A 12,848-nucleotide genomic window follows, 5' to 3' on the forward strand; every position below is an offset into this window, starting at 1 on the left:
GGCCGAGAACACATGGGTGTACTCCGTTATGGGGATACCCGCGGTCACAGGCACTTCGGTAGGCTCGCAGGGGTGCTGAATCTGGTCATGTCGGTGGGCTCGGTGCTGCTCAGTGGCGCTGCGGGCGTGGCCCGGGCACCGGTGCCCTTACAGCGGGAGCTGACCACCGAGCTGCGCGAGACGAACGACGCGGCGATCGCGCTCCTCGCCGGGCTGTCGGTGCACCTCGAAGCCGTCCTGCACCACGTGCGGGAGGCCGAGTTCGAATGGTCCGGACGCGGCCACGACCCGACCCGATCCTCGCTGGAGGCATGCGCCCGCGAGCTGGCCGCGTTCAACGCCGATGTCGAGGAGATCGCACGCCACGCCGAGCGCTACCAGGACGTCGCGCGGCGCATCGACGGTGACGTCGATCCGTTCGCGGTGTCGGATCGGGCGGTGGGTGATGTTCAGGACGGCATCGTCGGGGTCGCGGGGCGGATCCAGCGACTGTCACGGTCGACGGCGAACTGATCCGCCGCCGACCGTGACCTGAGCGCTGAGACCTGGGCGCTGAGACCCCTTCGGACCTAGACCCCGGCCTCGATCTCCGGCAGGCTCGCCACCACGGCGGCCCGCAGATCCTCGGCGGTGGTGACCGTGTCGATCACTGCGCGCGACGCGTCGTCGGCGGTGTCGATGATCCCGATCAGCAGATATTCGGGACGCAGCCGACGGTCCCCGCGCTCGCGCGCGAACTCGACGGCCTTGGTGAACGCCTCGCGGGTCGGCGGAGCGAACCGCGGACGCATCCCACGGCCGCGCGGTCCGCGGCGCCCACGTCCCGGCTCCCAGGGGCCCTCGTCGTCGCCGAAGGCTGCCGGCCCGAAACCTCCAGGCCCGAACGGTCCGGGACCGAAGCCACCGCGTCCTCCGGGTACCCCGGGTCCGAAGCCGGGGCCGAAGCCGGGCCGGCCCATGTCCCGGGGGTCGAAGCCTTCGGGCCCACATTCGTCCTGCCACGGCCCACGACCCCGGTGCGGGCCATGCCCGTGTCCGTGTCCGTGCCGGTGGCCTCGGCCGCGTCCGCGGCCCTCGGGTCCGCCGCGTCCACGGCCGCGTCCCCGTCCACGGTCGGGGCGTTCGGCCCAGCCTTCGGACAGGTCCTCGCCGAAGCGGTCGCGGACCGCCGCGCGTACCTTGTCGAGGTCGATGCCGATGCTGCGCAGGGCTTCTCGATCCTCGTCGTAGCGTTGTGCCGCAGACTCCTCGTCGGTGAGGTCGGGAGTCGCGGTGTTGTCGTCGTGCTCGGCGTGGTACTTCTGCGCCGCCTCCCGTGCGGTCGCCAGGGTCAGCCCCTGCTCGGCGAGCAGTGAGAAAAGTGGCGTCCGGGCGTTGCAGAGCATGCCCAGGATGAGGTGGTCGTTTCCGAGCTGCCGGTGACCGAGGTCAGCGGCCTCCTGCGTGGCAAAAGCCAGCAGCATTCTGTCGTCGCGGTTGAATCGCTCAAACATTGTTGTTGTCTCCTTCTGGCCCGCTCGTGCGGGCTTCGCGATGTGCATGTTTCTGGTGCACGGCCTGCCGGCTGATCTGCAGAACCTCTGCGATCGACTGCCAGCTCCATCCGTTCGCACGGGCGTTGGCCACCTGGACGTCCTCGAGACGGTCGGCCAGGGTGCGCAGCGCCCGGACGGCGGCCAGACCCCGGGCGGGATCGTCGCTTGCTGCCGCTCCCGCGATGTCGGTGGGGTTCTGTTCGTCGTGCATGGTGTCAGGTTATGTTGACAATCGCGTCGTGTCAAGAATTATTGACAATGAGAACCCAGCTCCGCCCACCGGAGCCGGATTAATACGATCCGCTACTCGTTGAGAATCGACTCGCTGATGTTCATCCGCGCAGCACGCCGGGCCGGCAGCAGCGCGCCGACGATACAGAGCGTGCACGCGATCGCGACGAACTGCAGCGTCGACGGTCGCGGGGAGAACATGATGTCGATCGACGTCGTCGCCGTGAGGATCTTGTTCGACAGCAGGTGCAACGCGAGGCCGAGCACGATCCCGGTGACCGACCCGATCAGCGCGACGGCGGCGGCCTCGGCGACCACCATCCTCGACACGAACCGGCGCGATGCCCCCATGGCGCGCAGCACCCCGAGTTCGCGTCGTCGTTCGATCACCGACAGCAGCAGCGTGTTCAGCAGCGCGATCGCGGCGGCCAGCGCGACGATCCACTGTATGGCGACCGTGAACGACCCCGCCTGCTGCGCCTGGGCCTGCGCCGCCGCGAGCGCCTCGGCCCCGGAGTGAATGTAGATCGGTTTGCCGCCGGCCAGCTGATGCGAGCCCGCGATCTCCTCGAGCCGCTGCCGGATCTGGGCCTGGTCGGCGGCGGGGTCGGTGGAGACCTGCAGATAGGTGTCGCCGGTCCGGTCGAACCACGTGGCCAACAACGAGTTCGCCATGGCCGCGGTACCGGAGTCGATCGAGAGGTAGTCGACGGTGTCGCGGACGACGACATCGTGGTACCCGGTCGGTGTGGCGAGCGTGATGGTGTCCCCGACCCCCACGCCCAGCGTGCGGGCGAGCATATTCGACAACACGATGCCGTCGCCGGCAAGTATCTGCTGCAACGCTTGCGGATCGGTCTTGCGCATGAACGGGGCGAGCGACTCGGGCTCGAGGCCCTGCACCAGAATCCGCGCCTCCCCGACGTTGACGTTGGCCCACTGTCCGCCGACGACCCGGGTGACACCGGGGATCGCCGATACCTCGGTCTCGATGTCCGGGGGCAGGGCCGGTCCGGTCGGGATCGCGGCCGCGTCCGCCGACGACACGTAGAAGTCCGGATCGGCGAGCCCGTCGAGCGACGACGAGATCGAGCTGACCAGATTGTCCAGCGCTCCCGACGTGCCCATACCGACGGCGATCGCGACCGCCACGGTCATCAGCGTGGCCCACGCCCGACGCGGTGCACGCTCGGTGTTCACCGCCGCCAGCTGTCCCGGCCCGCCGAATCGCCGCGACAGCGCGACGACGCCCGCGACCAGCGGACGGGTCAGCGCATAGCACAGCAGCAGGCCCCCGACGGCGTAGACGACACCGGCCAGGATCGCCGGACGATCGGGCACGCGGGTCGCCACCAGCCACGACGCCACCAGTAGCGCGACGCTGACGATCCCGACGATCCACACGACCCGGCCGCGCTGCGCCGACGCGTCGGCCACCTCGCCGGCGGTCATCGCCTCCACCGGCGACACCGCGAACACCGACCGCGCGGCCAGCGATGTCGCCGCGACGCAAGCGAGGACACAGGCGATCACGGCGATGACCGGCGCATACACCGGCAGGTGATAGCTGACCGTGACGGTCATCGCCTCCATGTTCGCCTGGGGTGCGCGGCTGATCACCCACCGGCCGGCCAGCATGCCCAGCGGCAGCCCGATGAGCCCACCGGCCAGGCCGAGCAGCGCCGACTCCCCGAGCAGGTCGCCGACCATGTGTCCGCGCCGGGCGCCGAGCGCACGCATCATCGCCAGTGATCGCCGGCGGGACGCCACGGCCATGTTCATCGTGTTGAACACCAGGAAGCCGGCGATGACCAGAGAGATGGCCGAGACGAGCAGCGTCGCGTCGCGGGTGACCGAACTGGCCACCTCGGCCTGCTTGGCGCGGAAATCCGGGTCCACGACGACGGCCCGTCCGTCGACGACCCGCGACACCTCCGCCTTCAGCGCCGCGACGTCCGCGCCGGGCTTCGGAACGATGAGGATCGAGTCGAGTCGACCCTCCTGCGAGGTCAGCCGTTGCGCTAGCCCGAGGTAGGCGAATGCGAAGTTGCCGCCGTTGAGCACCGTCCCCTGATCGCCGTCGACCACCGAGACGACCCGCACCGCAACATCGTTGATCGTCAGCTGCTGGCCCTCGTACAGCCCGGTCGCCGCGCCGACGACGAGCCCGTCGGCCAGGTCACGTTCCCCGAGTCCCGACGATCCCTGGTCCGAAACGGCTTGCCGCAGTTCACCGGACAGCGCGGTCGCGCGGAAATCCGAACCCAGCAGCGCGATCTCGTGGCCGTCGACGACGACGGAGTCGCGGATCAGCGGCACCACCGATTTCGCGTCCGGCACCTCTCGGCGGATCTCGCCGGCGAGACCCTCGTCGATGCCGGAGTCCGCGATCGCTGCGACCTCCACCTGCGCGGAACCGGCGATGGCGGCGTTGACCTGACGTACCGACTCGGTGAGCGATCCGAAGGTGCCGAGCACCGCGATCAGCAACCCGGACGCGACGACGACCACCATCAGCGACGTGAGCACCCGCAGCCGGTGGGTGCGGATCTCGCGCAGGTTGAGGACCCGGATCCGCGTGAGCGCGGCCCCGATCGATGCGATCACGCGATCTTCCCGTCGCGCACCGTGATCGTCGTGTCGGCGACGGAGGCGGCGTTGGGGTCGTGGGTCACCATCACGACCAGGCGGTTCGGGGTGTCGTGGGCGACCTCGGAGAGCAGGTCGAGGACCGATTGGCCGGTCTTGGAGTCGAGGTTGCCGGTCGGTTCGTCGGCGAGCAGGATCGTCGGGTCCATGATCAGCGACCGCGCGATCGCCACCCGCTGCATCTGTCCGCCCGACAGTTCGGCGGGTCGATGATTGATGCGGTCACCGAGCCCGACCCGTTCGAGCAGTTCGATCGCGCGGGGTCTGGCCTTGCGCAGCGACTGGCTGTCGAGCAGGCGCGGCAGCGCGACGTTCTCCCACGCCGACATCGTCGGGACCAGGTTGAAGAACTGGAACACGAAGCCGACGCGGTGGCGGCGGAACGCGGACGCATCTTCGTCGTTGAGCGATCCGAGGTCGACTCCGTCGACGGTGATGGTGCCCGACGTCGGAGTGTCGAGAGCGCCGAGGACGTGCAGCAGGGTGCTCTTGCCGGCGCCGGACGGACCGACGACCGAGGCGAACTGCCCGCCGTCGAGACTCAGGTCGAGGCCGTCGAGGGCCCGTACCCGCTCATCACCCAAATGGTACTCACGCACCAGATCGACGGCTTGGACCAGTGGCACCCCCATGACGTCGCGCACAGCGCATAGTAAACCACTGCCGACCGAGACCCGACCGGTCTAGGAGGTCGTCAACGCCGCCGTCCAGTGCCCGTTGGCGAAGAACTCCTCGATCACCGCGGTCGCCTCGGTCAGGTCGAACCCCTGGGTGGCGAGCCAGTCGTCGTCGAAGTAGGTGTTGCCGTAGCGGTCGCCGGAGTCACACAGCAGGGTGACCACGCTGCCGGCGTGGCGGGCGGCGGCCATCTCGGAGACGAGTTGCAGCGCGCCCCACATGTTGGTCCCGGTGGACGCGCCGACCCGGCGGCCGAGACGGTTGCTGACGCAGCGCGCGGTGGCGATCGACGCCTCGTCGGGCACGCCGATCATCCGGTCGATGACCTGGGAGATGAACGACGGCTCCACTCGCGGGCGGCCGATGCCCTCGATCCGCGAACCGATCTCGGAGGTGAGCGACCCGTCGGAGGTCTCATAGGCGGGCAGGAACACCGAGTTCTCCGGGTCGACGACGGCCAGCCACGTGGGATGACGCCGGTAGCGCAGGTAGCGGCCCAGCGTCGCCGAGGTGCCGCCGGTGCCCGCCCCGACGACGATCCACGTCGGCACCGGGTGATCCTCCTCGGCCATCTGCGCGAAGATCGACTCGGCGATGTTGTTGTTGCCCCGCCAGTCGGTGGCGCGCTCGGCCATCGTGAACTGGTCGATGAAGTGCCCGCCGAGTTCGGCCTCGAGGCGCAGCGCCTCGCCATACACGTCACCGGGCCGCTCGACGAAGTGACACCGGCCGCCCTCGCGTTCGATGAGCGCGGACTTCGACGGTGACGTGTTCGACGTCATCACCGCGATGAACGGCACCCCGATCAGGTTCGCGAAGTAGGCCTCACTGACCGCGGTCGACCCCGACGACGCCTCGATGACGGTGGTGCCCTCGGTGACCCAGCCGTTGCAGATCGCGTAGAGGAACAGCGATCGCGCCAGCCGGTGCTTCAGCGACCCGGTGAGGTGCGTGCTCTCGTCCTTCAGGTACAGGTCGACGCCGACCTCCGACCCGGATCGGTCGGTCCAGCGCGACCACGCCGGCAGTTCGACGCGCAGCAGGTGGGTGTCCGCGCTGCGCCGCGCGTCGGCCTCGATCAGCCGGACCGCGTTCTCCGCCCACGACCGGTCGGCACGATGGTCGACAACCCTGGTCGGCTTCATGGCGGCATCAGTTTCCGCGCAGCTTGGCCTGCAGTTCGTCGTGGCGTTGCCGCCGGTCCGCGTCGACGGCGGCGATCTGCGAGTTCACCCGCAGTCGCAGCGACTTGAACAACACCATGCCCAGCGGCAGGGCGATCAGCACGGAGAACACGGCTGCGACCAGAAGCGGGATCTGCACCCCGACCAGGGCGCCCACACCCATGATGACGGCGGCGAGCGCGACCACCAGCCCGAGTCGTGCCACCGTGTACAGCGCCACCGAGAGCGCCACACTGCCGACCGTCGGCGGCTTGCCGGTGCCGGCGCCCTGGGCTGCGGTGATATCGGTTCCCTTGTCCTTGCTCACGGGTCCAGGGTACTGCCCGCGGATAACCCGATCATCGCGTCCCGACGGCACCCGATGCCCGGTTTGGCGCTTTTGCACTCTCTTTACCAATTGCTGACGGTTCGAGTACCCGGGCATTCGGCGTGTATCCATGGAGTCGACCCCGCTATTCATCGTTGCCGGCGGCGACAACACGTCGGCAGAGATCAAGTCGGCAGAGATAAGAGGACACCGTGACCATCATCGATACAGCCAGCACCACCGGCCTCATCACCCCGGGTCTCGCGAGCCAGCACACCCTGACCCCCGGCCAGGTCGCCGCCATGTTCAACGTCAATCCCAAGACCGTCGCGCGCTGGGCCAGTTCGGGGCTCTTGGGTTCGATCCGCACCCCGGGTGGTCATCGTCGTTTCCGCGAGTCCGACGTTGTGGAGCTGCTCAACCGCCGCACCCGCTGACCAGACCCGCCCGAAACGGGCGGTGACCTGATGTCATGGCACCCTCACGCGTACGCTGGTCTGTGTACGGGAGGTTGCCATGACATTTCTGTTTGCGGTGATCGGCATTGCAGCGATCGCGTTCCTGTTGTGGCGCGCGTTCGGCCCTCAGGCTGCCGACGCCGACGAGCGGACCGAGCGTCCGGTGCGACGGCCATCGGGGCCCGTCGGACCCGACGACGACCCCGATTTTCTGCGCGACCTGGACCGTCGTAGCCGCGGCGCCAACGGTCCCGACGGCGACGACGCCTGACCCGACTGCCGACACCCCCCGCAAGGCCGTCTTCCAGCCCAGCGACGCACCGCTGAACCCTACCTCGGGGTAGGGTAATCTCTCTCCATCACGCAGGAGGGCCCATCACCCATGGGCTGTCGGCGAAAGGTGCGCCACATCAACGAATCATGCGGGGGATGATCGCCGATGCCATCCGGTGACCACGGACCGGGGTCGATCTCCGACGACGACCCCAGTTTCGCACAGAAACTGGGGTATCTGTTCGAGCACTCCCGAGACGAGAACGGTGTCCCCTACACCGGCAAGAAGATCGCCGAGCGGGCCAACCGTCTGGGCTACTCGCTGTCGGACGCCTACATCTCACAGCTGCGCACCGGCAAGGCGCGCACGCCGTCGTTCCGCACCGTCGAGGCGATCGCGCGGGCCTTCGACGTCAGCGTCACCTATTTCCTCGCCAACCCCGAGGAGGATCTCGACCGGGTCCGCCAGCAGCGCGACTACGTCGCCCTGCTCGCGACGACCGGCACCTTCCTGTCCGGCGCGGATGTCGGACGGCTGGACCCCGACACCATCGACGTGCTGATCGACCTGCTCAAAGTGGTCAAGGCACGCGCGATCGATAACCCCGACCATACGAACGAGGGGCCGTCAGCCCCGCAGGATCACAGTCCCGCGTAGGAGTGCAGGCCGCTGACCACCAGGTTGATGGCGAACAGGTTGAACAGGAGCGCGACGAAGCCGGCGATGTTGATCCAGGCGGCGGCGTGGTTGCGCCATCCGGCAGTCGCGCGGGCATGCAGGTAGGCCGCGTAGATGACCCACGCGATGAACGACACGGTCTCCTTGGGGTCCCATCCCCAGAACCGGCCCCAGGCCGCCTCAGCCCAGATCGCGCCGCAGATGACGCCGAGACCGAACAGCGGGAACCCGAACACGACGGCCTTGTAGGCCAGCCGGTCAAGCGTGTCGGCGCTCGGAATCCGGTCGACGACGCGGCGCACGCCGGCGACGAATCCGGTGCCTGCAGCGCCGGGGTCCTCGCTCTCCGGGCGACCCCACCGCATCTTGATCAGGTAGAGGATGCTCGCCACACCCGACACCAGCAGCACCCCCGAGGACACCGAGATGATCGAGACGTGGATGGCCAGCCAGTAGGACTTCAGCGCGGGCACCACCGGCGCGGCCTGCGTGTAGAGCCACCGGCCGCCGATGAACATCAACAGACTGACCGGCAGCAGCACGAAACTCAGCAGCGGACGGTGTTCGGGTTTGCGCAACACCACCAGCCCGGCGACGACGCACGCGGCGCAGGTCAGCGAGATGAACTCGTACATGTTGCCCCACGGCGGGCGTCCGGTGGCCATGCCGCGCAGCACGATCGAGGAGATATGCGCGATCAGGCCGACGATGACGACCGGGTAGGCCATATTGCCCACACGCTCACCGAGACTGCGGCGGGGTGCCTCGTCGATCCGGCCGGGCGCCCGCTCGTCGACCGCGACCGACGACCCTGCGCCGGCGGTGACGAGCTGCGCCGACGACGCGAGCTTGCGGCTGCGTGCCCCGGCCAGCGCGGCGAGGAACAGGATCATCGCGAGCACGTAGACGGTGATCGCGGTGCCGAACAGCAGGTCGGAATACCGGGCCAGGGTCTCGTCGATGTGGATCGAACCGGTGTTCATCGCACTCGTTCTCCAGTTCCTCTTCCATCCGTCCGCGGACGGACCGGCTACAGACGCCGGGTCAGCCGATTGCGGGGCCGTCCGGCCGGGTCGTCGGGATCGGTCAGCAGACCCGCGGCCTGCTCCTCGAAGCCCTCGCCCCATCCGGCCTGATCGGTCCGCGCCAGGCCGGCGATTTCTACTACAGTACGTCGTTCGGTGGTGTTCGGAGAATCCGAGTCACCGGAGATCTGCGCGGTGACCGGCGTCAGCCGCGCCCAGATCCGGCGACGACGGATGAGCAGCGAGACCAGCAGCCCGCCCAGCATGGCGATCGCCGACACCAGTACCCACACCTGCGCCGGGTCGTGGGAGACCTGCACCGACACCCAGCGCTGGTAGCCGTCGAAGCTGACGACCGTGCCGTCGGGAAGGGTCTTGCTCTGCCCCATCGCGAGGTTGACCTGGGCCTGCCGTGTCAGCCGCCCCTGGTCGACGAGGGTCTGATCGAGCGCGTAGACGTTCTGTGGCTTGCCGGTGTCCAGACCGGTGTCGCCCTCGTAGATGCGGATCGCGACGTAGGGATCTTTCGGTTCGGGCCCTGAGGACTGCAGCAGCGTGCCCTGGAAGGACGCCGTCGGCGCGAACAGACCCTCGAGCGCGATCTGGTGTTTGCGGCGCTCGTCCTCGTTCGGGTAGAGACCGGCCGGGGTGTCGAAGCGGGCCGCACCCGACGACAGCATCGTCTGCAGTTCATCGGGGACGAACAGCACCGTCTGGGTGCGCTTCTCCCCGTTCGGGAAGGTGACCGTGAAGGTCGGCGCGAACCCGTTGCCGAGGACGTAGACACGGTCGCCGGCGATGCGCAGCGGTTCGTTGACGCGGATCGTCGTCGTCTGCCAGGTCGACGGATCGGTCTGTGTCACGCCCTCGGTGTAGCGCACGTCGGCGGTGTACATGTCGGGCTGCCCGCTGGGCAGGAAGGTCGCGTCGAAACTGTCGATACGAAAGCAGAACGGCGACAGGTCGGTGCCGTCGACGAGGTTGCCGGCGCGGAACGAGTCGTAGACCGCGGTCGAGGTGTTGCACAGGCCCTGCTCACCGTCGGCGACCAGGCTGCGGGTGCCCTCGTAGCCGTAAAGCTTGCCGACCGCGATCGACACGAGCAACGCCAGCAGTGCGAAGTGGAAGACCAGGTTGCCGAACTCGCGCAGATACCCCTTCTCCGCGGAGACCTCGACAGCGCCGTTCGGATAGGCCTTCGACGGCTCGCGCACGGTCGTGGTGGTGCGCCAGCCGCGCAGGTTGCGGGTGATGTGCGCGGCGACGGCCTCGGGGTCGCCGTCGACCTCGTGCTCGACGTGGCGCGGCAGGCGCTTGAGATTGCGCGGCGCGGCGACGGGTTTGGTCCGCAGGCTGTGGAAGTGCTCGATCATCCGCGGCGTCAGGCAACCGACCAGCGACACGAACAGCAACACGTAGATGGCGGTGAACCAGGTGCTGGAGAAGACGTCGAACAGCTGCAGCCGATCCATCCACTCGCCGAGAGTGCCGTGGTCGGCGATGTAGGCCAGCGTCTTCTGTTCGTTGAGCTCGCGCTGCGGCAGCAGGGCGCCCGGGATCGCGGCCAGCGCCAGCAGGAACAGCAACACCAGCGCGGTGCGCATCGAGGTCAGTGACCGCCACAGGTTGCGGGCCGGCCACCACAGCCGCCGTAGCGCCCAATGCGGCCGCGACGGCTCGGGCGGGGTGTCGATCTGCGGTGCCCCCGCGATGTCGGTGTCGGTCATACGGGCAGCTCCGTATCGGTGATGAAGGCGTCACGCACCCAGACGATGAACTGATCCCACAGCCCGGTCACCAACGCGACGCCGACGGCGATCAGCATCACGCCGCCGAAGACCTGGATGGTGCGGGCATTGTTACGCAGCCAGCCCAGCGATCGCAGCGCCCACGCCGACGAGAACGCGAGCACCACGAACGGGATACCGAGGCCGGCGCAGTAGGCGACGATCAGCGCGACACCCTTGGCGGCGGTCGCCCCCTCGGTGCCGCTGGCGGTGGCGATGACCGCGGCCAGCGTCGGGCCCAGGCACGGCGTCCAGCCGAGTGCGAACACCGCGCCCAGCAGCGGCGCGCCGACGATGTTGGACATCTGCCGGGGCGCGAACCGGAACTCGTGCTGCATCGCCGGGACCAGTCCGATGAACACCAGGCCCATGACGATGGTGACGACACCGCCGACGCGCTGCAGCAGATCCCGGTTCACCACAAAGGTGCTGGTGATGCCGAGGACGGTGGCGGTGGCGGCCACGAAGATGACGGTGAACCCGAGCACGAACAGGCCCGCGGCGATCGCGACCCGCGAGCGGCCACGTTTGGCCGGTTCACCGACGGTGACCGCGGGCGCTTCCGCCCCGACCAGGCCGGCCAGATACGACAGGTATCCCGGGACCAGCGGCACGACACATGGGGAGGCGAACGAGACGAGTCCGGCGATGACGCACGCGGCCAGCGCCAGCAGCAGCGGGCCGCTGGTCACCGTGGTGGCGAAGGTCTCGCCGATGGCGGCCTGGGGTGCGAGGGTCGTCATCGTCAGGGCCTGCCCGCGGTGGGTGTCGCCGAGCCCTGGGTGCTCGCTGCCGGCGATTCCGCCGCGACGTCACGCACGACCGCGCCGAGTTCGTCGGCGCTGACGGCCTTGAGGAACACCGCCGCCGGGCGGTGCTGCCGGTCGAGCACGACCGTCGTCGGGACCACCGCGGTGGGGGTGGTCATCGCGGCCAGCGTCATGCCGTCGAAGTCGTAGATCGAGGGGTAGCCGACGTTGCGGTCGGCGACGAAGTCCTGTGCCGACTGCCGGTCGTCACGCAGGTTGATGCCGAGGAAGGCGACGCCGTCGCCCTTGGTCTCGTCGTAGACGCGTTCGAGGTCGTCGGCCTCGGCACGACACGGTCCACACCACGAACCCCACACGTTGATGACGACGACCTTGTCGGCGAACTGCGGATCGCTCAGCGAGATGGTCTCGTCGGAGGTCAGCTCGGGGCCGGACAGGTCGGCGACCTGTTTGCGGTCGGCGACCGGATAGGTGATGACGGTCTGACCGCCCGGGGACACGAACTGAAAGGTGTCCCCCTGCGCGACCGCGTCGTCGCCGGTACCGCAGCCGGTGATCAGTCCGATCAGAGCTGCCGATACCGCCACCAGCAGGGAGAACCTTCGCACGTACGTCGTCCCTACGCCCCGGTTACCAGCGGGTCCGACGCCCCGGCCGGCTCGGAGTAGATGATGTCGACGAGGGCGTCGCCCTCGTAGATGAGGCTGGTCAGCGAGGCCAGCGAGCACTGCCGACGACGCGGGTCGTGCCACAGCCGCTGACCCTCGAGGAATCGGCGCAGCGTGTAGACCGGCAGCTGATGGCTGACGCAGACGGCCTCGTGGCCGCGTGCGGCGTCACGGGCCGTGTTCGCCGCAGCGAGCATGCGGTGGGCGAGCTGGATGTAGGGCTCACCCCAGGACGGGGTGAACGGGTCGCGCAGCTTGGGCCAGTGCCGCGGCTTGGAGAGCGCCCCGTCGCCGACGGAGACCTTCAGGCCCTCGAAGACGTTCTCGGCCTCGATGAGTTCCTCATTGGTCGTCACCGATAGCCCGTGGGCGGCCGCGATCGGTGTGGCGGTCTCCTGCGCACGCTGCAGCGGCGAGGCGAAAACCGCGGTGATGTCGTGGTCGGCGAGCGTGCCGGCGACCTTCTGCGCCTGGGCACGCCCGGCGTCCGATAGGCGGAACCCGGGCAGGCGGCCGTAGAGAATCCCGTCGGGATTGGCGACTTCGCCGTGCCGCATCATATGGACGATCGTGTTGGTCAACTGTTCTCCCCCGCTTGTGCGGC

General features: G+C 68.7%; 15 protein-coding genes. 4 read left to right on the forward strand and 11 right to left on the reverse strand.

The window, feature by feature from the left end; all coding sequences use genetic code 11:
* The first annotated feature begins 72 nt into the window (after positions 1-72).
* Positions 73-513: a hypothetical protein gene (locus GORHZ_RS14760; protein WP_040532065.1), complete on the forward strand. Its 441-nt coding sequence runs from the start codon at positions 73-75 to the stop codon at positions 511-513.
* Positions 514-569: 56 nt separating this feature from the next.
* Here GORHZ_RS14760 and GORHZ_RS14765 read toward each other — a convergent pair whose 3' ends face one another.
* The 6 genes from GORHZ_RS14765 to GORHZ_RS14790 all read right to left on the reverse strand — a co-directional run bounded on the left by GORHZ_RS14765 (position 570) and on the right by GORHZ_RS14790 (position 6,584).
* Positions 570-1,493 (reverse strand): Clp protease N-terminal domain-containing protein, encoded by a 924-nt coding sequence (locus GORHZ_RS14765; RefSeq protein WP_006334297.1) that lies wholly within the window; start codon positions 1,491-1,493, stop codon positions 570-572.
* Entirely contained in the window at positions 1,486-1,746 is a 261-nt protein-coding gene (locus GORHZ_RS14770) for a helix-turn-helix domain-containing protein (RefSeq protein WP_006334298.1), read from the reverse strand. Before GORHZ_RS14770 ends, GORHZ_RS14765 begins: the two co-directional genes overlap by 8 nt.
* A 92-nt stretch (positions 1,747-1,838) precedes the next feature.
* Positions 1,839-4,373 carry an ABC transporter permease gene (locus GORHZ_RS14775; protein WP_006334299.1) on the reverse strand — a complete coding sequence of 845 codons (2,535 nt, stop codon included), beginning with the start codon at positions 4,371-4,373 and terminating at the stop codon, positions 1,839-1,841.
* On the reverse strand, positions 4,370-5,047 hold the full coding sequence (locus GORHZ_RS14780; RefSeq protein WP_040532093.1) for an ABC transporter ATP-binding protein: 678 nt from the start codon (positions 5,045-5,047) through the stop codon (positions 4,370-4,372). Before GORHZ_RS14780 ends, GORHZ_RS14775 begins: the two co-directional genes overlap by 4 nt.
* 51 nt (positions 5,048-5,098) lie before the next feature.
* Entirely contained in the window at positions 5,099-6,238 is a 1,140-nt protein-coding gene (gene cds1 / locus GORHZ_RS14785; protein WP_006334301.1) for an L-cysteine desulfhydrase Cds1, read from the reverse strand.
* Between the two features lie 7 nt (positions 6,239-6,245).
* Positions 6,246-6,584 (reverse strand): DUF4229 domain-containing protein, encoded by a 339-nt coding sequence (locus tag GORHZ_RS14790; protein ID WP_006334302.1) that lies wholly within the window; start codon positions 6,582-6,584, stop codon positions 6,246-6,248.
* A 212-nt stretch (positions 6,585-6,796) separates the two neighbouring features.
* Between GORHZ_RS14790 and GORHZ_RS14795 the strand changes: the two genes are divergently transcribed.
* The 3 genes from GORHZ_RS14795 to GORHZ_RS14805 all read left to right on the forward strand — a co-directional run bounded on the left by GORHZ_RS14795 (position 6,797) and on the right by GORHZ_RS14805 (position 7,973).
* The gene (locus GORHZ_RS14795; protein ID WP_006334303.1) at positions 6,797-7,021 is read left to right on the forward strand and encodes a BldC family transcriptional regulator; all 225 of its coding nucleotides are present in this window, start codon (positions 6,797-6,799) and stop codon (positions 7,019-7,021) included.
* A 79-nt stretch (positions 7,022-7,100) separates the two neighbouring features.
* Entirely contained in the window at positions 7,101-7,313 is a 213-nt protein-coding gene (locus tag GORHZ_RS14800; protein WP_006334304.1) for a hypothetical protein, read from the forward strand.
* 168 nt (positions 7,314-7,481) lie between these two features.
* Positions 7,482-7,973, forward strand: a complete 492-nt coding sequence (locus GORHZ_RS14805; protein ID WP_006334305.1) for a helix-turn-helix domain-containing protein — start codon at positions 7,482-7,484, stop codon at positions 7,971-7,973.
* Here the strand turns inward: GORHZ_RS14805 and ccsB are convergent.
* Genes ccsB through GORHZ_RS14830 form a run of 5 tightly spaced genes read right to left on the reverse strand, consistent with a single transcriptional unit; the run spans position 7,958 to position 12,804 of the window.
* On the reverse strand, positions 7,958-8,977 hold the full coding sequence (ccsB, locus tag GORHZ_RS14810) for a c-type cytochrome biogenesis protein CcsB (protein WP_006334306.1): 1,020 nt from the start codon (positions 8,975-8,977) through the stop codon (positions 7,958-7,960). The genes GORHZ_RS14805 and ccsB overlap by 16 nt on opposite strands.
* A 47-nt stretch (positions 8,978-9,024) precedes the next feature.
* Entirely contained in the window at positions 9,025-10,746 is a 1,722-nt protein-coding gene (resB, locus tag GORHZ_RS14815) for a cytochrome c biogenesis protein ResB (protein WP_006334307.1), read from the reverse strand.
* The gene (locus GORHZ_RS14820) at positions 10,743-11,549 is read right to left on the reverse strand and encodes a cytochrome c biogenesis CcdA family protein (RefSeq protein ID WP_006334308.1); all 807 of its coding nucleotides are present in this window, start codon (positions 11,547-11,549) and stop codon (positions 10,743-10,745) included. Before GORHZ_RS14820 ends, resB begins: the two co-directional genes overlap by 4 nt.
* Before the next feature lie 2 nt (positions 11,550-11,551).
* Positions 11,552-12,184 carry a TlpA disulfide reductase family protein gene (locus tag GORHZ_RS14825; RefSeq protein ID WP_006334309.1) on the reverse strand — a complete coding sequence of 211 codons (633 nt, stop codon included), beginning with the start codon at positions 12,182-12,184 and terminating at the stop codon, positions 11,552-11,554.
* An 11-nt stretch (positions 12,185-12,195) separates the two neighbouring features.
* Positions 12,196-12,804 carry a histidine phosphatase family protein gene (locus tag GORHZ_RS14830; RefSeq protein WP_040532069.1) on the reverse strand — a complete coding sequence of 203 codons (609 nt, stop codon included), beginning with the start codon at positions 12,802-12,804 and terminating at the stop codon, positions 12,196-12,198.
* Between the last annotated feature and the right edge of the window lie 44 nt (positions 12,805-12,848).

The organism is Gordonia rhizosphera NBRC 16068 (assembly GCF_000298195.1).
In the GTDB taxonomy this organism is placed as follows: domain Bacteria; phylum Actinomycetota; class Actinomycetes; order Mycobacteriales; family Mycobacteriaceae; genus Gordonia; species Gordonia rhizosphera.